Source organism: Mesorhizobium sp. M4B.F.Ca.ET.058.02.1.1, assembly GCF_003952505.1.
Classification (GTDB): Bacteria; Pseudomonadota; Alphaproteobacteria; order Rhizobiales; family Rhizobiaceae; genus Mesorhizobium.
The window spans coordinates 5,205,297-5,225,418 of sequence record NZ_CP034450.1 but is presented as its reverse complement, the minus strand read 5'-3'; the positions used below and the strand labels follow the sequence as shown (position 1 = coordinate 5,225,418).

At 64.7% G+C, this 20,122-nt stretch carries 23 protein-coding genes; 11 read left to right on the top strand and 12 right to left on the bottom strand.

Annotated features, from left to right (window positions below):
- Positions 1–82: 82 nt before the first annotated feature.
- On the top strand, positions 83–1,633 hold the full coding sequence (locus EJ073_RS25405; protein WP_126058005.1) for an alkaline phosphatase family protein: 1,551 nt from the start codon (positions 83–85) through the stop codon (positions 1,631–1,633).
- Between the two features lie 51 nt (positions 1,634–1,684).
- Here EJ073_RS25405 and EJ073_RS25400 read toward each other — a convergent pair whose 3' ends face one another.
- Complete coding sequence (locus EJ073_RS25400) at positions 1,685–2,998, bottom strand: PRC-barrel domain-containing protein (RefSeq protein WP_126058004.1); 1,314 nt, start codon at positions 2,996–2,998, stop codon at positions 1,685–1,687.
- A gap of 250 nt (positions 2,999–3,248) precedes the next feature.
- Between EJ073_RS25400 and EJ073_RS25395 the strand changes: the two genes are divergently transcribed.
- Positions 3,249–4,169, top strand: coding sequence for a diacylglycerol kinase family protein (locus EJ073_RS25395; RefSeq protein ID WP_126058003.1), 921 nt, complete (start codon positions 3,249–3,251; stop codon positions 4,167–4,169).
- A 35-nt stretch (positions 4,170–4,204) separates the two neighbouring features.
- Here EJ073_RS25395 and EJ073_RS31755 read toward each other — a convergent pair whose 3' ends face one another.
- Entirely contained in the window at positions 4,205–4,372 is a 168-nt protein-coding gene (locus EJ073_RS31755) for a hypothetical protein (RefSeq protein ID WP_189347266.1), read from the bottom strand.
- Positions 4,373–4,522: 150 nt separating this feature from the next.
- Here EJ073_RS31755 and EJ073_RS25390 point away from each other — a divergent pair, with 150 nt between their 5' ends.
- Positions 4,523–6,049 (top strand): HWE histidine kinase domain-containing protein, encoded by a 1,527-nt coding sequence (locus EJ073_RS25390; protein WP_189347273.1) that lies wholly within the window; start codon positions 4,523–4,525, stop codon positions 6,047–6,049.
- Positions 6,050–6,103: 54 nt separating this feature from the next.
- On the opposite strand, the gene EJ073_RS25385 is transcribed toward EJ073_RS25390, so the two are convergent.
- Together EJ073_RS25385 and EJ073_RS25380 are read right to left on the bottom strand one after the other, a co-directional pair.
- The gene (locus EJ073_RS25385; protein ID WP_126058001.1) at positions 6,104–6,568 is read right to left on the bottom strand and encodes a hypothetical protein; all 465 of its coding nucleotides are present in this window, start codon (positions 6,566–6,568) and stop codon (positions 6,104–6,106) included.
- Between the two features lie 10 nt (positions 6,569–6,578).
- Entirely contained in the window at positions 6,579–6,905 is a 327-nt protein-coding gene (locus tag EJ073_RS25380) for a DUF883 family protein (protein WP_126058000.1), read from the bottom strand.
- 236 nt (positions 6,906–7,141) lie between these two features.
- Between EJ073_RS25380 and EJ073_RS25375 the strand changes: the two genes are divergently transcribed.
- A complete protein-coding gene (locus EJ073_RS25375; RefSeq protein WP_126059340.1) occupies positions 7,142–7,513 on the top strand; it encodes a response regulator in 372 nt (123 codons plus the stop codon).
- A gap of 34 nt (positions 7,514–7,547) precedes the next feature.
- Here the strand turns inward: EJ073_RS25375 and EJ073_RS25370 are convergent, their stop codons facing one another.
- Together EJ073_RS25370 and EJ073_RS25365 are read right to left on the bottom strand one after the other, a co-directional pair.
- Positions 7,548–8,099: an RNA polymerase sigma factor gene (locus EJ073_RS25370; RefSeq protein ID WP_126057999.1), complete on the bottom strand. Its 552-nt coding sequence runs from the start codon at positions 8,097–8,099 to the stop codon at positions 7,548–7,550.
- 3 nt (positions 8,100–8,102) lie between these two features.
- On the bottom strand, positions 8,103–8,306 hold the full coding sequence (locus EJ073_RS25365; RefSeq protein ID WP_126059339.1) for a NepR family anti-sigma factor: 204 nt from the start codon (positions 8,304–8,306) through the stop codon (positions 8,103–8,105).
- A 215-nt stretch (positions 8,307–8,521) separates the two neighbouring features.
- Here EJ073_RS25365 and EJ073_RS25360 point away from each other — a divergent pair, with 215 nt between their 5' ends.
- From EJ073_RS25360 to EJ073_RS25340, 6 genes are all read left to right on the top strand, one after another.
- Positions 8,522–9,316 carry a response regulator gene (locus tag EJ073_RS25360; RefSeq protein ID WP_126057998.1) on the top strand — a complete coding sequence of 265 codons (795 nt, stop codon included), beginning with the start codon at positions 8,522–8,524 and terminating at the stop codon, positions 9,314–9,316.
- A 193-nt stretch (positions 9,317–9,509) separates the two neighbouring features.
- Positions 9,510–9,674 (top strand): DUF1328 domain-containing protein, encoded by a 165-nt coding sequence (locus tag EJ073_RS25355; RefSeq protein ID WP_036240811.1) that lies wholly within the window; start codon positions 9,510–9,512, stop codon positions 9,672–9,674.
- A 186-nt stretch (positions 9,675–9,860) separates the two neighbouring features.
- Entirely contained in the window at positions 9,861–10,874 is a 1,014-nt protein-coding gene (locus tag EJ073_RS25350; protein ID WP_245455356.1) for a sensor histidine kinase, read from the top strand.
- Between the two features lie 162 nt (positions 10,875–11,036).
- Complete coding sequence (locus tag EJ073_RS31750; protein ID WP_189347275.1) at positions 11,037–11,213, top strand: hypothetical protein; 177 nt, start codon at positions 11,037–11,039, stop codon at positions 11,211–11,213.
- Positions 11,214–11,323: 110 nt separating this feature from the next.
- Positions 11,324–11,653, top strand: coding sequence for a hypothetical protein (locus EJ073_RS25345; protein ID WP_126057996.1), 330 nt, complete (start codon positions 11,324–11,326; stop codon positions 11,651–11,653).
- An 81-nt stretch (positions 11,654–11,734) separates the two neighbouring features.
- Complete coding sequence (locus EJ073_RS25340; RefSeq protein WP_126057995.1) at positions 11,735–11,977, top strand: YMGG-like glycine zipper-containing protein; 243 nt, start codon at positions 11,735–11,737, stop codon at positions 11,975–11,977.
- A gap of 99 nt (positions 11,978–12,076) precedes the next feature.
- On the opposite strand, the gene EJ073_RS25335 is transcribed toward EJ073_RS25340, so the two are convergent.
- The 4 genes from EJ073_RS25335 to xylF form a co-directional block, all read right to left on the bottom strand.
- Positions 12,077–13,699 carry a CHASE domain-containing protein gene (locus tag EJ073_RS25335; RefSeq protein WP_126057994.1) on the bottom strand — a complete coding sequence of 541 codons (1,623 nt, stop codon included), beginning with the start codon at positions 13,697–13,699 and terminating at the stop codon, positions 12,077–12,079.
- A 123-nt stretch (positions 13,700–13,822) separates the two neighbouring features.
- A complete protein-coding gene (locus tag EJ073_RS25330; RefSeq protein ID WP_126057993.1) occupies positions 13,823–14,623 on the bottom strand; it encodes an ATP-binding cassette domain-containing protein in 801 nt (266 codons plus the stop codon).
- Between the two features lie 28 nt (positions 14,624–14,651).
- Positions 14,652–15,971 carry a sugar ABC transporter permease gene (locus EJ073_RS25325; RefSeq protein ID WP_126057992.1) on the bottom strand — a complete coding sequence of 440 codons (1,320 nt, stop codon included), beginning with the start codon at positions 15,969–15,971 and terminating at the stop codon, positions 14,652–14,654.
- A 158-nt stretch (positions 15,972–16,129) separates the two neighbouring features.
- A complete protein-coding gene (xylF, locus tag EJ073_RS25320; RefSeq protein WP_126057991.1) occupies positions 16,130–17,170 on the bottom strand; it encodes a D-xylose ABC transporter substrate-binding protein in 1,041 nt (346 codons plus the stop codon).
- A 266-nt stretch (positions 17,171–17,436) separates the two neighbouring features.
- Here xylF and EJ073_RS25315 point away from each other — a divergent pair, with 266 nt between their 5' ends.
- Positions 17,437–18,681, top strand: a complete 1,245-nt coding sequence (locus EJ073_RS25315; RefSeq protein ID WP_126057990.1) for an ROK family protein — start codon at positions 17,437–17,439, stop codon at positions 18,679–18,681.
- 3 nt (positions 18,682–18,684) lie between these two features.
- Here EJ073_RS25315 and phoB read toward each other — a convergent pair whose 3' ends face one another.
- Positions 18,685–19,374, bottom strand: coding sequence for a phosphate regulon transcriptional regulator PhoB (gene phoB, locus EJ073_RS25310; protein WP_006203872.1), 690 nt, complete (start codon positions 19,372–19,374; stop codon positions 18,685–18,687).
- A 19-nt stretch (positions 19,375–19,393) separates the two neighbouring features.
- Complete coding sequence (gene phoU / locus EJ073_RS25305) at positions 19,394–20,104, bottom strand: phosphate signaling complex protein PhoU (RefSeq protein ID WP_126057989.1); 711 nt, start codon at positions 20,102–20,104, stop codon at positions 19,394–19,396.
- Between the last annotated feature and the right edge of the window lie 18 nt (positions 20,105–20,122).

Below are 20,122 nucleotides of genomic sequence, written 5' to 3'. Positions count from 1 at the left end.
ACCAATCAATAGATGGGCAGGGGCCTTGCGCGGCGGCCTGAATTCGGCTCCATGAGCGGCGTGCCGGATAAGGAGCAAGCGCGTGGCCAGCAAGAGCGGACGCCCCAACATTCTCCTGATCACATGCGACCAGTGGCGCGGCGATTGCCTCTCCGCCGCCGGTCATCCCGTGGTGAAAACGCCGAATGCCGACGCGCTTGCCGCCGAGGGCGTCCTGTTTCGCCGGCACTATGGCGGCGCGGCCCCTTGCTCGCCGGCGCGCGCCTGCCTCTATACCGGCCTCTATCAGATGAACAACCGCGTCTGCCGCAACGGCACGCCGCTGGATGCCCGCCACGGCAACATCGCGCTTGCCGCCCGGGCGCTTGGCTATGACCCGACGCTTTTCGGCTATACCGACGTCTCGCTCGATCCGCGCCTGCTTTCACCCGGCGACCCCAGGCTGAGAACCTATGAGGGCGTCCTGCCCGGCTTCACGGTGCGCCAATTCCTGCCCGAGCATCAGAAGCCTTGGCTATCCTGGCTGCGGGCCCAAGGCATCGACGTCAGTGCCGGCCATCCGGACATCCACCGCCCGGTTGGCGAACCGAGCGACCCCGTGTCCAATGCGCCACCCGTTTACTCGCAGGACCAGACGCCGACGGCTTTCCTCGCTGGTGAGTTCATCCGCTGGCTGGGCGAGCAGGAGCGCGGCGCGCCCTGGTTCGCGCATCTCTCTTTCATCAGCCCGCACCCGCCCTTCATCGTGCCTGGGCCCTACAACACCATGTATGATCCGGCCGACGGTCCCGCTTTCAGTCGCGCCGGGCGCTGGCAGGCCGAGGCCGAGAGCCACCCTTACCTCGCTTACGATCTCGACTGCCGGATGCGGCAGAACTTCCGCCCCGGCGCCGAAGGCAGGGTGCGCGACTGGGGCGAGGACAATATCCGCGCCATCCGGGCCATCTATTACGGCATGATCTCCGAAGTCGACGCGCAACTCGGACGCCTTTGGCAGGCGCTCAAGGCGGCGACAGCCTGGGACGAGACCGTGATCGCGCTGACCTCCGACCACGCCGAGATGATGGGCGAGCATTTCATGCTCGGCAAGGGCGGCTTCTTCGACGGCAGCTACCACATCCCGCTGATCATCCGCGACCCGCGCCTGGGCCATGCGACCGGCGGCAAGGTCGACTGCTTCAGCGAAGCCGTCGATATCCTGCCGACCCTGCTCGATCTCCTCGGCGAGGATCCGCCACCGCACCTCGACGGCCGCTCACTGAAACCGTTCCTGGAAGGCGGCGCGCCGCGCGACTGGCGCGACGCCGCGCGTTGGGAATTCGATTTCCGCTCGGTGGCCGACGGCGAGGCCGAGCGCCACTTCGGCATCGGCTCGCGCCAGTGCAACCTCGCCGTCATCCGTTCGAACGACTTCAAATATGTGCATTTCGGCGGCGGCCTGCCGCCGTTGCTGTTCGATCTTGCGAGGGACCCGGGCGAACTGACCAACGTCGCCAACGATCCTGCCTATCTCGCGGTCCGACTGCAATTTGCTGAAAGGCTGCTGGCCTGGCGGGCCGAGCATCTCGACCAGTCGCTGGCGCTGGCGGAGCTAACGGAGGATGGCGTGGTTGGATATGTGAATAGGCAGTAGGCAGTAGAAAAGCTTGCTTCCCTACTGCCTACCGCCCAACTCCCATTGCCTTTACTTCACTATCATCCTCTGCTGGTCCCGCTGTTCGGCGTAGCTGCCCTTGTCATAGGCCGCCTGCGCTTCGAGCTGTTCCTTGGTGAAGGTGGTGTAGAGGTACTTCTTGCCGTCCTTGTCGGTCATGAATTTGAGGTTGTCCATGCCGACAGCGACTTCCTTTTCGCCGATGCCGAGGAAGCCGCCGACATCGACGATCACCGCGTCCGGCTTGTTGTCGGGCGTCAGCACGACATCGCCGATCTCGCCGACCTGGACATCGTTGGCGCCGTAGACGGTCGTCCCTTTCAGGTCGTCGCCCCGGATCTCGCCGACCGGCATCTCCGTCAGCGTCGACTTATCGATTGCCGCGGTCTGTGTCGGGTCGGTTGCCTTGGCGTCAGGCGCAGGAGCGGCCGGGGCCTCGGCTGTCTTGTCCATCGGCGCCGGAGCGGTCGCAGTCGGAGCCGCGGCCTTCGGGACCTCGGTCGACGCTGTGGTTGCCGGCGCCGGATCGTAGGCCTTGCGGTTGAAGTCCGGCTGCGCCTGCAGCTCTTCCTTCGTGGTCTCGGCGACCAGCCAGCGATCGCCGTTCTTTTCGGCCCACTTGGCCTTGGCGAAGTCAAAGGCGACGTTCTTTTCGCCTATGCCGAGGAAGCCGCCAACGCCGATGACGAGCGCCTCGGCCTTGCCGTCCTTGGTGAGAACGATGTCATTGACGTCGCCGATGTTCTGCGCGTCGTCGGCTGTGCCATTGTAGACGGATTCGCCGATTATGTTGGTGGCGAGGTTGCCATCCGCCTTCTTCACCGGTTCAGCCGGCGCGGCATTCATATCGACAGGCTTCTGCGCGCCAGTGCCGTCCGTCGTGGTCGACGGCGCCTGCGCTGTCGTGTCGGTCTGAGCAGCCGGTGCCGGATCATACGGCTTCCTGTCGAAGTCCGGCAGGGCCGTCAGGGCTTCCTTCGTCGTCTCGGCGACAAGCCAGCGGTCGCCGTTCTTCTCGACCCATTGCAGCTTGTCGTAGTCGAAGGCGACGTCCTTGGCTCCTATGCCAAGGAAACCGCCAACGCCGATGATGGCGGATTTCGCCTTGCCGGTCTCGTCAAAGACGACATCACTGACCTTGCCGATATCCTGGGCATCGTCGGCCGTGCCGTTATAGACGGACTCGCCGATGATGTTGGTGGCAAGGCTGCCCTCGGCACGCATCACCGGGGCGGCCGGCGCCTCGTTCTGCGTGGCTGGCGCCGGGGTCGTCGCTGTCTGCGCGTAGGCGCCGGCTGCAATCAGTGTGGCGAGCGCGGTGGTCGCAAAAAGGGTGCGTATCATGATGCTTCCTCCTCGTGCATGATTTCGGGTCCACCGCACCGTCGCTGGAGGATCGGCCGCGGCGTTTCTACAGGTTCACAACGTCGTGACCACATCGTTGTTCCGAAAAATGCGGCTGCGCGCTTCGGACAAGCCCATGAAATTGCTGGCGCTGGCCGGTTTCACCGGACCCGGGAACCTTTCTCTAGCCATTCCGTTTCAGCCTGCGGCTGAGCCTATCGCGGCTCGGTGTGCGACAACGGAGTGGGGCATGCGATTTGCGGCGGTGCTGAACCGGGATGGCGGCACGTTGCGGACAACCGATCTTTCCGGCTTCTGTGACCGGCTGCGCCAAACGCTCGAGGCGGCCGGCCATTCCGTGGATGTCGATGTGGTTGCCGGCGAAGACATTGCAGCGGCCCTCCAAAAGGCGGCCCGGCGGCGCGACGTCGATGTCGTACTGGCCGGCGGCGGCGACGGCACCATTTCGGCCGCAGCCGGCCTGCTGATGAACCGCAAGACGGCGCTGGCCATCCTGCCGGCAGGCACGATGAACCTCTTCGCCCGCGGGCTCGGCGTTCCGCAGACGCTCGACGCGGCGCTGAAGTCCTTTGCCGATGGCGAGGTGATAGCGGTCGACATGGCGAGCGCCAATGGCCGGCCTTTCATCCACCAATTCTCCATCGGCCTGCACGCCAAGATGGTGCAGCTGCGCGAGGGCATGGAATTCGGCTCGCGCCTTGGGAAGATGCGGGCCTCGGCGCGTGCCGCCTGGGCGACGATCAAGAACCCGCCGGCCTTGAAGGTGACACTCACCATCGGCGAGGCCGAGATCGTGACCCGCGCCACCGGCATCGGTGTCACCAACAACCTGTTCGGCGAGGGCCACCTGCCCTATGCCGACAACCCCGCCGGCGGCGTGCTCGGCATCTACATCTCGGTGGCGCGCAGGCGTGGCGAGCTGGTCAGGGTCTTCTTCGACATGGCGCGTGGCAAATGGCGCGACAGCGCCCATGTCGAAATCCATCAGGCGGAGAGTGCCAGGCTGAAAATCCATGCCGCGAGCAGCAAATACCGCGCCGTTATGGATGGCGAGCTCGTCCAACTCGAACGCGAGACCGAGATCGCAATTCACCCCGGTGCGCTAAAGGTGCTGGTGCCGTCTCGGGTCGCGCGGGCAGAGGCGGCGTGATGCACCGGGAAACGAGATGGACGCGGACGTGGCCTCTAGCCCTTGGGCCCCTGCTCGGTGGTCGGAGCTTTGATGACTTCGCCATAAATCTCCGCGATCCCCCACGCAACGAATGCCAGAAGCAGCCCTGCGACAAGAATCTTGAGCACATTGACCCCCCAGCGTCCCTGGCGGGCTTTCTCCTCGGGAATGATCTTGGTCATGGTCGGCCTCCGTATCGTTTGGCACCGGCCGGCGCGTCTGGCAGAATATGGTCGGGTAACGGTTCCTCGCCGCGAAGGTTCCGCAGCCTGGGGCGTTGGCATATGTCGGCACCGCGGGTGCTGGCTGCAGGACGCGGCATTTGGGGCTTGGTGGATAGCAGGGTGCGCAAAACGCCGGGACTGCCGGCCGATGTCCTTGGCGCGGTGAAGGCGGAGCACCGCCTGGCCGTGCTTCATGGTCTGCTTGACACGGAGCCCGATCCTGATTTCGACCGCGTCACCGGTCTTGCCGCCGCTGTGCTTCAGGCACCGATCGCGCTGATCACCCTCGTCGATGCCGAGCGCCAGTGGTTCAAATCCAGCCTGGGCCTGGGCGAAACCGAAACCACCACCGGAATGCCCTTCAGTGCACATGCCATCGCCGCCGGCGACGAGCCGATGGTGGTGACCGACGCGACCCTCGACCCACGCTTCGCCGCGAGTCCCGCAGTCACCGGCAAGCATCATGTCCACTTCTATGCCGGCGTGCCGATGGTCGTGGCAGGCGCCCGCATCGGCACGCTCTGCGTGCTCGACCGCAAGCCGCGCGCCTTTCCGTCGGCTGATCAGCTCGGCCAGCTGAAGGCGCTGGCCGAACTCGCCGCCAGCCTGTTCGCGCTGAAGGACGCAACCCGCAGCGGCGCTATCGCAAAAGAGGCGCTGGCGCAGGAGGAAAAGCGCCGCGCCATCGCCCTCGACGCCGCCTCGCTCGCCAGTTGGGCATGGGACATCCGCACCGACATCATCGAATGCGACGTGCTGCTGTCCGAACTTTTCAACCTGCCGCGCTCGAACCGGCTGAAGGCGCGCGACATCCTGGCGGCCATCGATCCGCGCGACGTCTATCAGACCGAGACGCGCTTTCGCGACGCGCTGACCGGTAGCGATGACTATTTCGGCGAATACCGGGTGAAGGGTATCTACCCGCCGCGCTGGATCGCCACGCGTGGCCGCGTCATCGAACGCGAGGACGACGGCAAGCCGACACTGATCTTCGGCGTCAACTACGACATTACCGAGCGCAAGCTCGGCGACGAGCGCCAGCGGCTGTTGCTGCGCGAGCTGAACCACCGGGTCAAGAACACGCTGGCGACGGTGCAGGCGCTGGCGACGCAGACCGTTCGCCACGCCCGCCGGCCGAGCGAGTTCTTGGAAGCCTTCGGCGCAAGGCTGCAGGCGCTGGGCGCCGCCCACAACCTCCTGTCCGATCGCGAATGGCGCGGCATCGGCATCAACGAGCTGGTGCAGGTCGAGGTCAAGCCGTTCGATAGCGCCGAGCAGCCGCGCATGACGATCACTGGCGACGACTTGCTGCTCACCCCCGACCAGGCGGTCGGGCTCGGACTGATCCTGCATGAACTGGCAAGCAACGCCCTGCAGCACGGATCGCTGTCGGTAGCGTCCGGCAGGGTCGAACTCGGCTGGAAGACGCACGGCAGAAAGGGCACTCGTCGCCTGGTGCTGACCTGGCGCGAAACCGGCGGCCCTCAGGTGGAGCCGCCGGATCGTCACGGCTTCGGCTCGATCCTGATCCGCCGCGGCCTGACCAAGGTCATCTCCAGCGCAGTGAAGCACGAATTCCGCCCGGACGGCGTCTTTGCCGAAATATCGATGCCGTTGGAGGATCTGCCCAAATAGCTATGGAACTTGAGCAATTCCAGGACAAGTGCGAACCGGTTACCTGGAATCGTTCTAGCCTGTCTCGTTGTCCGGATCCTTGCCGTGGTCCGGCTTCGCATTCTCCCGGTAGATCGCATAGGCAACCAACGCCAGCGCCGGACCAAGAACGGCGCCGAGCCCGCCCTTCCCCTTGAGCAGAACTGGTAGCGCGGCGAGCGCGGCGGTGATGCCAAGCGCCTTCATATCGGCGAGGCGCCGGCGTGCCCGGCGCCGCGCCCGCAGGCCCGCCGACAACTGGTAGACAACAAGGATAAGTCCGGCGATCAAGAGGAAGCCGATGCCGAAGCCCAGCGAGGCCGCCATCGGGCCATAGCGTCCGGCGGCCCAGATATAGGCCGCGCCGATGAGGAAGCCGAGGCCGGTGAGTGCCGCGAGCGCCGCAACGCCGTAGACGATCGCCATCGTCCGCGCGCGGCCGAGCGCCGCGACGGCCTCGCCGGAGGCGACAGCCGAAATCAGCGATGCCAGCATTCCCATCTGTGCGGAACTAGCGCCGCGCCAGAAGCGCGAACAGAAAGCCGACACCTGCCGCGATCGCCAGCGAGGTCACCGGCTTTTCGCGCACATTGGCGGCGATCTGCGCCTCGATGTCCCTGGCATTGCCGCGCAATCCTTCGAAGGCAGCTTCGCCTTGGGCGCGCAATTGCTCGACGCCTTCGCTGGCGGCCCGCCGCGCCGTTCCATAGCCGTGCTCGCCGGTCTTCGCCAACTGCTTGGTCAGTTTTTCGATGTCGGCTTTCAGTTGCCTGATGTCGGCTTCGAGGTCTGGACTCGTCCGGCCGTCATTCGCGGCTCTTCCTGCGGCGCTCGCCATGGCTTAACTCCTTGCGTTTGCTTGCTTTCAACGCCCGACACACGGCAAGGTTCCGAGCCAGTAAATGGAATCGGCGGAACCCTTCGGCGAGGCCGTGCCGGATCCGGACCGCTCGCTCCTGTCTCATCAAAAATTCGTCGGCGCTCCGACATAACTTTTTAAATGACAGCGCGCCCGATAGCGCTCATGACTGCCTCTTCTGGGAGGCATATCTGAGGAGATTTTGCTAGGTGCCATTGCTTGACGGATTGCGGATTCTCGTCCTGGAAGACGAATTCCTCATCGCCGCGGATGTCGAACAGCTGTGCCGCGACTATGGCGCCGGCGACGTGGTCGTTGCGGGCGACCTCACCGAGATCGAGCCGGAGCATGTGGCCGCCCGATTCGACGCCGCCATCGTCGACCTGATGCTGAGCGGCGCCTCTACCCTCGACTTCGCCTCGCGGCTGCGCGAATCCGGCCTGCCCTTCATCTTCGCCTCCGGCTATTCCGACCTGGACGAATTGAAGACGTCCTTTCCGGAGATCAGGCTGGTCAGCAAACCCTTCTCCGGGGAGGATCTTGTCGAGGCGGTGGCGGCGGCCTGCGGCCGCGGACCGCTGGCATGAGTGCTGAAAGCCGGCTTCGAGGTCGCCCGGACCCTTAGGCGGCGTTCGACCCTGTCACTTGCGCCGATATCGCATCCGGACCGTACTCGTCTTCGCCGGATATCTTCAGGATTTCCTGCAGCCTGGCACGTGCACGGCTGACACGGCTCTTGATCGTTCCGACGGCGCAGCCGCAGATTTCCGCCGCTTCCTCGTAGGAAAAGCCCGATGCACCGATCAGGATGATGGCTTCGCGCTGATCCTCCGGCAACTGTTCGAGCGCGCCTCGAAAATCCTTCAGATCGAGCTGGCCGTGCTGGGCCGGATGAACGGCGAGCCTCGCCGTCATGATGCCGTCGCTGTCCTGCACTTCGCGGCCGCGCTTGCGCATCTGCGAATAGAACTCGTTGCGCAGGATTGTGAACAGCCAGGCCTTGAGATTGGTGCCCGGCTGGAAGCTTTCATGCTTGTCCCAGGCCTTGACCAGCGTTTCCTGCACCAGATCGTCGGCCTTGTCGGCGTTTTGCGTCAGCGATACCGCAAAGGCGCGCAGGCTCGGGATCGAGCCGAGCAGGTCGGTCTTGAAGCTCTGCGAGACGGCCGCCATGCTTCAATCCTTTTTCCGTGCGGGGTCTGCCTGCTCCAATTGACTGAGCAATTGGGAGAAGCGGTCCGGCACCTGATCGGAGACCAGCTCGTCGTAATATTGCTTGAGTTTGCGGCCGATTTCCGAGTTTGGCCCGAGCGGGTCGCCGGAAATAGCCCGGCGCCTGCCTGCGGCGCCAGCCGAAGTGTCTTTCGTCATATCCTTCATTTCGCCCTTTATTTCCAGCACCCTGGCCGCCCCTAACACACAACGCAAAGCGGCACCCTCGTCTGGTTGCCCGTCCCGACCTCAAACGTCGTCCCCTTATATTAGTTCCACACCATAGGAACTTTTTCGGAAAGCCGGCGTTTCATTTTTTCGGGGCTTGCCATCGGCTTGACCGGCAACCTATGCAACTGCGTCATCTGAGGGAGACGTCAATCATGAGCCTTTCCGCCACCATCGCGCCGCATCTGCCGTTCCTGCGCCGCTTCTCGCGCGCCGTCTCCGGATCGCAGGAGAGCGGCGACGCGCTGGTCGCCGCGATGCTTGAGGCCATCATCTCCGATGTCGACATCTTTCCCCAGGCGTCGAACGACCGCATCGCGCTCTACAAGGTCTTCGCCAGGCTTTTCACGTCGGTCGCCATCCGTGTTCCGCAGGAACACGCACAGTCGGCATGGGAACAGCGGGCGGCCGCAAATCTCAACGCGATTGCCCCTCGGCCCCGGCAGGCCTTCCTGCTGGTCGCCGTCGAAGGCTTCAGCGAGGACGAGGCGGCCGAGATCCTGGATGCCGACGAGCAGGAATTCTCCGATCTGCTTGCCCAGGCGAGCAACGAGATTTCCCGCCAGGTGGCGACCGACGTGCTGATCATCGAGGACGAGCCGCTGATCGCCATGGACATCGAGGAAATGGTCGAGAGCCTTGGCCATCGCGTCGTCGGCACCGCGCGCACCCATGCCGAGGCGGTGGCGATTTTCGGCAAGACCAGGCCGAAGATGGTGCTGGCCGACATCCAGCTTGCCGACGGCAGCTCGGGCATCGAGGCCGTCAACGAGATCCTGTCCTCCACGCCGGTGCCGGTGATCTTCATCACCGCCTTTCCCGAGCGCCTGCTGACCGGTGAGCGGCCGGAACCGGCCTTCCTGGTGACCAAGCCGTTCAACCCGGACATGGTGAAGGCGCTGATCAGCCAGGCGCTGTTCTTCGATCGGCAGGCCAAGGCTGCGGCGTAGTACGGGGTGCCGCGCGCCCCGCCGCCGTCCGCCATCCCGCATGAAATAGAGCTTTTCGGCGCGTCTCGGACGGGCGTCGCGGCGAGACTTTGGAATTCGCATCCCACCCCTTCCAGGGATCGTCTTTTTCGGTAAATGGTGGAACAAACGCTACCCACCCACGTTTTACCGCAGCATAGGAAGGAGACGGATCATGCTTTACTGGGCGCTCGTTTTTCTCGTCGTGGCGATCATCGCCGGTGCGCTTGGTTTCGGCGGCATCGCCGGCACCTCGGCCGGCATCGCGCAGATACTCTTCTTCATCTTCCTCGCCTTCCTGATCATCTCGCTCATTGCCGGCCTGTTCAAACGGGCGTGAGGGCGAGCCTCCGAACACTGGAAGCCGCACCCCTCAAACGGTTTCCAGCCCCCGCCGGGCGGTATCCTCCAACGAGATGCCGCTCGGCGGACCGTATCTGGATCCTCATTTCAGGAACCCATTTTGCAATAGGCCGTTCAGCCTGAGTTCGGTGGCAAGCGATCGATGCGTTCCAAGGCCGCAAACATGAGCAACAGCGGGCAGGGCGAAGAGGTCATCGCCCTGCATCCGGCCGAAAGCGGAATGCAGCTTGGCCGGGCTCTTCTCCACGCGCTGCACAACGCCGGCATCTCGGTGCTCTACCAGGACCGCGAGATGAAGACGATCTGGGCGCGCAACATGCGCGCGCCATGGGCCTCGGACACGCCAGACAGCAACGGCATCCTGCCGCCGGCGCAGGCCGAGCGTATCGGCGCCGCCAAGCGCAGCGTCATAGCCTCCGGCAACCCTGAACGGCTCGAGCTCGGCGTGCCCGCCGAAGACGGCGTCCGCTGGTTCCAGGTCTGGATCGACGCCGATCACAGCGACGGCGGCGAGGTGCAGGGCGTCGTCACCACCATGGTCGAGACCACCGAGCAGAAGCGCCGCGAGCAAACGCTCAAGACGCTGCTGCGCGAGGTCAGCCACCGCTCGAAGAACCTGCTCGCCATCATCCAGAGCATCGCCAGCCAGACCAGTCGCTATTCCGGAACGTCGGGTGATTTCCTAACGCGCTTCCGCGGCCGGCTGCAGTCGTTGGCCGCCTCGCAGGATTTGGTGACATCCTCCAACTGGCGGGGTGCGGAGCTTCACGAGCTCGTTTCCGGCCAGGTCGGCCGCTATGCCGCCGACCCCAGACGCTGCGTGCGCTTCGAGGGCGCAAACCCCTACCTCAATCCCAACGCCGCCTTGCATGTCGGTCTCGCCATGCATGAGCTCGCCGTCAATTCGGTTAGCTACGGCGCCCTGTCGCGGCCGAACGGCCATGTCAAGGTGACGGCCAGACTGACGACTGCCGCCGACGGCGAACCTGCTCTGTCGCTGATCTGGGTCGAAGCCATCGGAGGCCGTGAGGTCGGGCACAACGAGAAGCGCTTTGGCAGCGTCGCCCTGGAACGCGTCGTGCCGACGTCGCTGAACGGCACGGCGACGCTCGAGATCACGGAAGATCGCCTCGAATATGGCCTCGTCATTCCCAAGGGCAATTTCGAAACGGACTGACATGGATCGACAGGCGCGCCGAAGACGGCGCTGTGGCCCGCGGACAACATCCTTAACCGGCTGTTCACCATAAAGTCCGATGCTGTTCTTCCCAGATGACGCTGAAACCTGGCGATGGCCTGCGGCCGCCGTCGGGTCCGGCGCAACAGGGGAGGAATCGTCTTGACGGTTGCCGACATGAACAGGCTGGAGCAGGCCGCTCGCGTCTCGATGAGCGGTTTCCAGGATGCCGAAGCTCCGCCCTCGACCTCGGCCCGCGCCACCCATCCCGTGCTTCGGCTGGTCGCCGTTGCCTTGGTCGCGGCCATCGCGCTGACACTGGCCACGCAGTTCAACTGACGCCCGCGATCCGCTGTCGCGCGCCTGACCGCCAATTTATTCGATGCGGCACCGCCTGCGCAGGAACTTTGCCCGTTTTGGTCCGTTTTTGTGGCGAGAGGATTCTCGCCATGGAACATATCGCTGCCTTGCTGCTGGTTATCGGCTGCTCCGGCTCCATGACCGAATGCCGCGAATTGTCGGTGCCAGTCAGCGTCTTCGAGACCGCCGAACAATGCACTGCCGAGCGGCCTTTCGCCATGGCCGACGTTCAGGGTCAGGCTGCTCATGTCGTTGCCGAGTGCCTCGCTGTCGATCCGGCGCTGGAGGACGACTACGACCAGGTCGTCTGGAACGTGCGTGCGGATGGCACGCTCGACGCATCATTGCAGGTATCCAGCCTCGTCCTTGCCTCCAACAACAGTGCGCGCCCCGAAAAAACCTATCTTGGTCAACAATAAAATCGAGCGGGCCAAGGCTGTTGTTTCATGTTAAATGGCGGTTGTAGCCTCCTAAAGTGAGGACAAAGGAGAGGTGACTCTATGCGGAAGATGATTATTGCCATGGTTGCGGTGGTCGCTGTCAGCGGCTGCAGCACGACCGAGCAGGACGTTGGCGTTGGCGCCGGTGTCGGCGCTGTCGCCGGTGGCCTGATCGGCGGCACCAAGGGCGCGCTGATCGGTGCGGCCGTCGGCGCCGGCTCGGGTCTGCTGGTCCGCAACCTGCGCAATGGCTATTGCCAGTATCGCGACAATCGCGGCCGTCTCTACACGGCACGCTGCTGATCGCTTCGCATCAGGCGCAATAGGAACGGAGGCCGGCTCGTCCGGTCTCCGTTTGTTTGTGCCGCCTGAAAATGACCGTTCAGAGCGAACGGGATCCATTCACCCCGCCAGCGGGACCCTGATTACCACCACCAGCCCCTCGGCGCGAAAATCGCGCTTGATCGTGCCGCCCAATTCGCGCGTGACGTTGAGGTCTATCAGCTTGGTGCCGAAGCCTGTCTTGGCCGGTGCTTCGAGCTGCTTCTGCCCGGCCTCTCGCCAGTTGAGCACCAACGTCCGATCCCGGCCGCGCCCTTCCAGCAACCAGTCGACCTTGAGTGCTCCCACGGAATTGCCGGCCTCGCCATATTTCAGTGCGTTCGTCGCCAGTTCGTGGAAGGTCAGGCCGAGCGCCTGGGTGGTCGTCTCGTCAAGCAGCACCTCCGGCCCCGACAATATGTCTTCGGGAAGCTCCTTGCCGAACACCTGGCCGAGCTCGATGCGCAGGAGATCGCCGAGATCGGCCTTCTGCCAGCGCGAGCGGGTCAGCATGTCCTGGGACGCTGCCATCGCCTGCAGCCGCGCCGCGAAGGATGACGAGAACTCCTTCACGTCGGTGGCGTGCGAGGCCGTCTGGCGCGCTATCGCCAGCACCCGCGTGATCGAATTCTTGATGCGATGCTTCATTTCCTGCAGCATCAGCTCCTTTTCGAGCAGGCTCTTTTCCGTCGTCTCGTGTAGCAGCGACACTGCGTCGTAAGCCCGCTCCTGATAGCGCGCCACCAGCGCGATCGCGCCGGCGAGCAGCAGCCCGAACAGGCCGAGCATCACCGGAATGGCGCGCGACGAAGGCAGCGAGAAAGCGCTTGTCGGCCGAAACAGCACAGTCCAGGGACGGCCGGCGACGACGATCTTGCGGGTCACCAGCAGCCTGTCGCCAAAGGTCTCCACCGGCGGCGTCTCCGACCGGAAAAGGAGATTGTCGGCGTCAGGCTGGCCGTCATAGATCTCCGTGTTGACCGGCAGGAGCGGCGTGCGGCTGAGCGCCGTCTGGAACAGATCGCGGGCACGAAACGCCGCATAGAGGAAACCAGCGGTCGAGGAGCGGCTGGCGTTGATGACTTCGGGCGCGGTCTCGACATTGAGCCGCACGAAGACCAGGAAGCCGGGGAAGGTCTGAGTGGCACCGGTTCCCTGGCCGAGCTGGACCAGACCGCTTGCATGCTGCTGATCGTCGGCCATTGCCTTTTCGATCGCCGCCCGCCGCGCCGGCTCGGTGAACATGTCGAAGCCGATGCTGGCCTGGTTGGACGGGTCTATCGGCTCGAACATCACGATCGGCGTGCGCCAGGGTTGCGTCGTGGCAGGGTAGACCTGATGGGCGACGCCGTGGTCGCGCAGGATGTCGCGCTCGACCGCCGCCTCGTCGCCGGCCTTGGCCAGCCGCAGGAAGCCGATGCCGCGCAGGCCGGCGAAATTGTTGTCGACATCGAGCGCGCTGAAGAACGCCTTGAACTCGCCGCGTGAAATGTCGCCATTGCGGGCGTCGAACAGCGCCTGGGTCGAGCGCAGCAGCGAAAGATGGAGATCGATACGGCTCTCGATGCGGTTGAGCGCGTCGTCTGCTGTCGCATCGAATTTGATTCGCGCCGCTTCCTGCGTGGCGAAATAGGCGAACCCCGCCATCGTCAGGCTGATCAGCGCGACGGCGATGAAGGCGACGATCGGGAAGAACTTCTTCAAAGGATGGCGGTGCCCCTGAGCATACGCTCCTTTATGAGCAAGTCGCCGCGGCAACACAATGGCGCTGTCAAACCATCATGACGCTTGGCCCATCCGCGAGCGTCACTTAGCCGGCTTACAGACTCAAGCGGCGATCTTCAGCGCTCCCGGCCCAGGAATGGCGCCAGGCGGGCATTTGCCGAGGATGATCATGCCGAGCACCTCGTCCTGGGTGACGTCGCTGGTGCGCGCGGTGCCGACGACCTGGCCGTTCTTCATCACACAGACCCGGTCGGCGAGCTCGAACACGTCGTGGATGTCGTGGCTGATCAGGAAGATGCCGATGCCGTCGGCCTTGAGTTGCTTGACCAGTTCGCCGACCTGCGCCGTCTCCTGCGGCCCGAGTGCCGCCGTCGGCTCGTCCATGATCAGGATACGGGCATTGAACAGGATGGCGCGCGCGATTGCCACCGACTGCCTTTGGCCGCCGGAAAGCTTGATCACCGGCTCCTTGAAGCGCTGGAAACGCGGATTGAGTCGGCCCATCACCTTGCGCGCCTCGGCCTCCATCGCGACATCGTCGAGCGTGCCCCAGCCGGTCATCAGCTCGCGGCCGAGGAAGAGGTTGGCCGCGGCGTCGACATTGTCGGCGAGCGCCAGCGTCTGGTAGATCGTCTCGATGCCGTATTTCTTGGCGTCGCGCGGGTTGGAGATGTGCGCCTCCTCGCCATTGACGAAGATCTGGCCGGCGTCGCGCTTGTAGGCGCCGGACAGTATCTTGATAAGCGTCGACTTGCCGGCGCCGTTGTGGCCGAGCAGCGCCACCACCTCGCCGGGGAAGAGATCGATCGAGGCGTCGTCGACGGCGCGGATGCCGCCGAAGGCGATCGAGATGTTGCGCATGTCGATCAGCGGCGTGCCGGTGGTGGGAGCTGTCTTTTCCATGGTCGCGTCTCCTCCCTGAAGTTCTTGCTCAGACTCGCTTGCGGTAGACGGTGTCGAGCCAGACGGCGACGACCAGAACCGCGCCGACGACGATGCTCTGCAGCGGCGAGTCGATGCCGAGCAGCACCATGCCTGACTGCAGCGACTGCATCAAAAGCGCGCCGAGCATGGCTCCCAGCACGGTTCCCGAGCCGCCGGCGAGCGACGTGCCGCCGATGACGGCGGCGGCGATGACCAGCAGTTCGTCCAGCGTGCCCAGCGCGTTGGTCGCGGCGTTGAGGCGCGCCGACGAGATCGCCGCGCTGATCGAGGCCAGCACGCCCATAATCATGAACACCTTCATCGTCACCCAGCGCGTGTTGATGCCGGCGAGCGAGGCCGCTTCCGGATTGCCGCCGATGGCAAAGACATAGCGGCCGAAGCGGGTGCGCCTGGTGATGAAGGTCATGACGATGCCGACCGCGACCGCCATCAGCACCGGTATGGCGATGCCATGGGCGATGAACAGGCCGCCTTCGGGAATGGCGATGCCTTTCTGCTCGGCGTACTGGCGCACGATGCCGACCGGCCACGGATAGGAATTGGCGACCCAGACCGCGCCGAGGATGGCGGCGCAGGCGACGATGCCGAGGAAGATTTCGGCCCATACCGGGCGCAGCGGGAAATTGAACCGCTTGCGCTGCGAGCGGCCGTTGAGCAGCGCGAAAGCGGCCGCCGCGCAGGCGACGACGCCGACGACCCAGCTGGCTGTGGCGCCGATCGAGCCGCGCGGTCCGCCGCCCATCAGCTGGAAAGTGGCGTCGAGCGGCGCGACCGTGCGGCCGCTGGTGATCATCCAGGCCATGCCGCGCCAGACCAGCAGGCCACCCAGCGTGACGATGAAGGCCGGCACCTCCATGTAGGCGATGATGAAGCCCTGGAACGCGCCGATCGCCAGGCCAAGCACCACGCCGGCGGCGAGCGCGATGATCCAGAGCCACGGATTGCCGAGCTGGAAGCCAATGACTCGAATGAGGAATTCGGCCTGCGCCACGCCCATGATCATGCCGACCACGCCCTCGACGGAGCCGACGGAAAGGTCGATGTTGCGCATGACGATGACCAGCACCATACCGGTCGCCATGATCGCCACCGAGGAGGTCTGCACCGACAGGTTCCAAAGGTTGCGCGGGGTCAGGAAGAGCCCGCCCGACAGGACGTGGATGCCGATCCAGATGACCAGCAGCGCGCCGACCATGCCGAGCATGCGCGTGTCGAGTTCGGTTGCCTTAAGGAAGCGGCCGGCGGCGCTGAGTTCGGCTGCGCGTGCCCGGTCCGCGGCGACCGTGCTTGAGGTCGTATCGGTCATGATTTCCTCCCACCGGTTGCCGTCTGGCGCGGTTGCCGGAACATGATTCTATTGGCTTTCCCGGCTCACTTGAAGCCGGAAGCCGTTGCGAAGCGAAGCTCGATGGACGCCGCGGCTCTTGGGCCGCGGCGCCGAGTCTTCAAACCGGAAGGCTTGCCTCAGTTGCAGGCGGCGACGGCGCCGGCGGCAACGCCGGCGCAGACTTCGTCCTTCTTGATCCAGCCCGCGTCGATGACGACGTTGAGGTTGTCCTTGGTGATCGCCACCGGCGTCAGGAACAGCGACTTGACGGTGTTGCCGCCCGGCGTGGTGAAATCCTTGACGCCGGCGATGTCTGTCATCTTCTTGCCGTCGGCGAGCGCCGAGGCGATCTCGGCGGCGTTCTTGCCGAGCTCGCGCGCGTCCTTCCACACCGACACGGTCTGCGTGCCGAGTGCGATGCGGTTCAGCGCGGCGTGGTCGCCGTCCTGGCCCGACACCGGAACGGTCCCGGCGAGGCCCTGCGCCGTCAGCGCGGCGACGACGCCACCTGCGGTGCCGTCATTGGCCGCCACCACCGCATCGACCTTGTTGTCGTTGGCGGTCAGGAACTGCTCCATGTTCTTCTGCGCGTTGGCGGGCAGCCAGCCGTCGGTATAGGCCTCGCCGACATTCTTGACCTTGCCGCCGTCGATGGCTACCTTCAGGACTTCCATGGAGCCGGCGAACAGGAAATCGGCGTTCGGGTCGGCGCCCGAGCCCTTGATGAAGACATAGTTGCCTTCCGGCTTGACCTTGAACACTTCGCGGGCCTGCATACGGCCGACTTCCTTGTTGTCGAAGGTCAGGTAGAAGACGTCCTTGTTCTCGATCAGCCGATCGTAGCCGACGACTGGAATGCCTTCGTCCAGCGCCTTCTGCACCGCCGGTCCGACCGCGGAGGCGTCCTGCGCCAGCACGATCAGGGCGTTGGCGCCCTGCGATATCAGGCTTTCGACGTCGGTCAGCTGCTTGCCCGGATTGGACTGCGCGTCGGCGGAAATATACTTGTCGCCGGCCGCCTCGATGGCCTTCTTCATCGCCGCTTCATCGGTCTTCCAGCGTTCTTCCTGGAAGTTCGACCAGGAAACACCGATCACCTTGTCCTTCGCCTCGGCGACCGACGCGAGCGTCAACGACATGGCGACACCCGCCAGCATGGCGGCTGCGAATTTCTTCATGATATCCTCCCTGCGCCATTGCGGCGCGACCCAGACTGGCCCTGAGGCCGGCATAGAGGCTTTTTTTCGAGCCTCGAAAAAATAGTGATCCAACGCCGGAGCGCTGTCAACATTGATTCTGCTGGATTCTGACGCCCCTGCGAATTTTTTTCGAGCTCCGTAATAAATAAATGACAGGCCGGCCCGCTTCTGCCACAATTCATACGGTGTCCGCCGACGGCCCCTTGAGATCAAAAACGGCCGCGACGACCGGGAGGAAATAGGGCATGTCGGTTGGAATCCGCCACGACGATCTGCGCCGACGCAACCGGGCGATGGTGATTTCGGCCGTGCGCCGCGCCGGCCAGCCGTCGCGGACCGAGATCGCCGCCACCACCGGCCTCAGCCATTCGACCATCTCGGCGATCTCGTCCGACCTGATCCAGGAAGGCATCCTGACCGAGAGCAAGGCAAACGAGGCTGTTTCGCTGAAGCGCGGCCGGCCGCAGGTCGGGCTTGCGCTCAATCCGGAAGCCACGGCGGTGATGACGGTGGTCCTGTCGCTGAACTTCCTTTCCGTCGCCGTCATCGACTACGCCGGGCAGGTCATTGCCGAAGAGCAGCGCCGCCTCGACACGGCGATCATGCCGCGCGACGAGCTGATCGGCGAATGCGTGGCCATCGTCCGGCGCCGCTTCGAGGATCCCGATCTCGACGTCCGCGGCGTCGCCCGCATCGCCATGGGCATCCAGGGCATCACCGACACCCATGCCCGCGCCATGTTGTGGTCGCCGATCACGCCGCAGACCGACATCGCCTTCGCCGACATACTGGAAGCCGAATTCGGCGTTCCGGCCACCATGGAGAACGACTGCAACATGATGGCGGTGGCCCTGCAGTGGCGTGACCCTGACCGCTACCGCGACGACTTCATCGCCATCCTGCTGTCGCACGGCATCGGCATGGGGCTGGTGCTGAAGGGAGAGCTGTTCACCGGCACCCATTCCTCGGGCGGCGAATTCGGCCATATGATCCACCGGCCGGGCGGCGCGCTCTGCCGCTGCGGGCGGCGCGGCTGCGTCGAGGCCTATGCCGGCAACTACGCCATCTGGCGCAATGCCAAGGAGATGGGCGAGGACGCCGAGCCGGTCGATGTCAGCGACGCCGACATGCGCTCGCTCGCAGCGCGGGCGCGCGCCGGCGACGGTCCGGAGCGCCAAGCCTATCGCAAGGCCGGCGAGGCGCTCGGCTTCGGCCTCGGCAGCCTGTTCGCGCTGATCGATCCCGCACCGGTCGCCATGGTCGGCGTCAGCGCCGCCGCCTTCGACCTGATCGAGCCGGCGCTGCGCGAGGCGATCGCCCAGACCGCCGGCGGCCAGCATTCGAAATCGATCTCGTTCGACACCGAGCCGAACGAACTGCCGCTGATCCGCGAGGGCTGCGCCATGCGCGCGCTCGGCTTTGTCGACCAGGAGATTTTCGCGCCAGGCGTCCAGGCGAAAGGCAGCGCCGCCGGGAAGAGCGTGGCCTGAGCGTCAATCTTCCCTGATCGCGTAGCCCGCGCCGCGTATGGTGCGGATGACATCCGGCATGCGGCCATTGTTGACCGCCTTGCGCAAGCGCCCGACATGCACGTCCACGGTGCGCTCGTCGATGTAGATCGTCTCGCCCCAGACATTGTCGAGCAGCTGGCTGCGCGAGAACACCCGGCCGGGATGCCGCATCATGAATTCGAGCAGCCGGAATTCGGTCGGGCCGAGCCGGATCTCGCTCTTCTTGCGGTAAACGCGATGCGACTCGCGATCGAGCACGATGTCGCCGACCTTCAGCATGCTGGACAGGACTTCCGGCTTGGCGCGGCGTAGCAGCGCCTTCACCCGCGCCATGAACTCCGGCGTAGAGAACGGCTTGACCAGATAGTCGTCGGCGCCGGTCGAAAGGCCGCGCACCCGGTCGCTTTCCTCGCCGCGCGCCGTCAGCATGATGATCGGCAGCCGCTCGGTCTCCGGCCGCATCCTGAGGCGCCGGCAGAGCTCGATGCCGGAAACCGCCGGCACCATCCAGTCGAGCACCAGCAAATCGGGCACGTTTTCCTGCAGCCGGATCTCGGCCTCGTCGCCGCGTGTGACCACCTCGACCTGGTAGCCTTCCGATTCCAGATTGTAGCGGAGCAGCACCCCCAGCGGCTCCTCGTCCTCCACCACCATGATGCGTGGCGCGATCATCAGCCGGTCACCCTTCTTCTCAGGCCGCCGGCGCCGACATCGCCGTCTCGTCCAGCTTCGGACGATTGGCGGGCAGTTGCTGACCGGTCAGCACGTAGTAGGCGTTCTCGGCAATGTTGGTGACATGGTCGCCGATGCGCTCCAGGTTCTTGGCGCAGAATAGAAGATGCGTGCAAGCGGTGATGTTGCGCGGATCCTCCATCATGTAGGTCAGGAGCTCGCGGAACACCGAGGTGTATTTGACGTCGATGCGTTCGTCGTCGTTGCGGAGCTTGGCGAGGGCTGCGGCATCCGCGGCGGCATATTGCTCGATGACGCCCTGCACCTGGACCAGCACAAGCTGCGCCATGCCGTCGATGGAATGCGAGAGATCACGCGGCGTGACGCTGAGGCCGACGGTACCGACACGCTTGGCGATGTTCTTGGCGAGGTCGCCGATGCGTTCGAGGTCGCCCGCCATGCGGATCGAGCCGACCACGGCGCGCAGATCGTTGGCCATCGGCTGCCGCTTGGCGATCAGCGTGATGGCGCGGTCGTCGAGTTCGCGCTGGCGTGCATCCATGATGGCGTCGTCGGAAACAACGCGCTGCGCCAGGGCATTGTCGGAATTGAGCAGCGCGCGCGTCGAGCCGGCGACCATCGAGCGGGCGAGATCGCCCATGTCGGCGATCAGCTTGCTGATCGCTCCCAGATCCTCGTCGAAAGACGCAACCGTATGATGTTCACCCATGATCCTGTCCTCGTGCGT